The organism is Streptomyces swartbergensis (assembly GCF_002148965.1).
Taxonomy (GTDB): domain Bacteria; phylum Actinomycetota; class Actinomycetes; order Streptomycetales; family Streptomycetaceae; genus Streptomyces; species Streptomyces swartbergensis.
The window spans coordinates 1-1,033 of sequence record NZ_NGFN01000741.1; the positions used below are offsets into that span (position 1 = coordinate 1).

1 protein-coding gene is annotated in these 1,033 nt (G+C 73.5%); it reads left to right on the forward strand.

The window, feature by feature from the left end:
* The coding region (locus CA983_RS44035; RefSeq protein ID WP_143645865.1) for a serine/threonine-protein kinase at positions 1–1,033 on the forward strand (1,033 nt) is incomplete at both ends.

Here is a 1,033-nt window from a genome sequence, read left to right on the forward strand (position 1 = left end):
CGGCCGGTACCGGCTGCTCGACCGGATCGGGCGCGGCGGCATGGGCGAGGTGTGGCGGGCACGGGACGAGTCCCTGGGCCGGCACGTCRCCGTCAAGTGCCTCAAACCGCTGGGCCCGAACCACGACCACGCGTTCACCCGCGTGCTGCGGGAACGGTTCCGTCGCGAGGCCCGGGTGGCCGCCGCGCTCCAGCACCGCGGCATCACCGTCGTGCACGACTTCGGCGAGTCCGACGGCGTCCTCTACCTCGTCATGGAACTGCTGGACGGCCGCAACCTCAGTCAGCTCCTGGAGGACAACAAGCAGCACCCGCTGCCGGTCGCGGACGTCGTGGAGATCGCCGAGCAGGTCGCCGCCGCCCTCGCCTACTGCCACGAACAGGGCATCGTCCACCGCGATCTGAAGCCCGCCAACATCGTGCGGATCGGCGACGGCACGGTGAAGATCTGCGACTTCGGCATCGCCCGGCTCGGCCACGACATCGGCTTCACCTCCCGGCTGACCGGCACCGGCATCGCCATGGGCACCCCGCACTACATGTCCCCGGAGCAGATCGGCGGCACCGAGGTCGACCAGCGCAGCGACCTGTACTCGTTCGGCTGCGTGCTGTACGAGATCGCCACCGGCGTACCGCCGTTCGACCTCGACGACGCCTGGGCGATCCTCGTCGGCCACCGCGACACCCCGCCCCGCCCACCGCGCGAGCACCGCCCCGAACTGCCCGCGTACCTGGAGCGGGTCATCCTGGACCTGCTCGCCAAGGACCCCGACGAACGACCCGGCGACGCCCGCGAGCTGGCCCGGCGGATCAGCGCGCACCGGGCCGCGCCCGCCTATGTGCCGACCGTCGTGGCGGCCCGGCCCGCTCCCGACGCGATGGCGCACGCGGGCCGGCTGCCGTCCTGGACGCACGGCATGACCACCGGCCACAAGGCGGCCGGCGCCGGACTGCGCAGCACGCCGCCGGACCCGGCGGCCGGCCTGTCCGGCGAGTGGATCGCGCGGCCCGCCACCGGCCCCGTCGAGGAACCC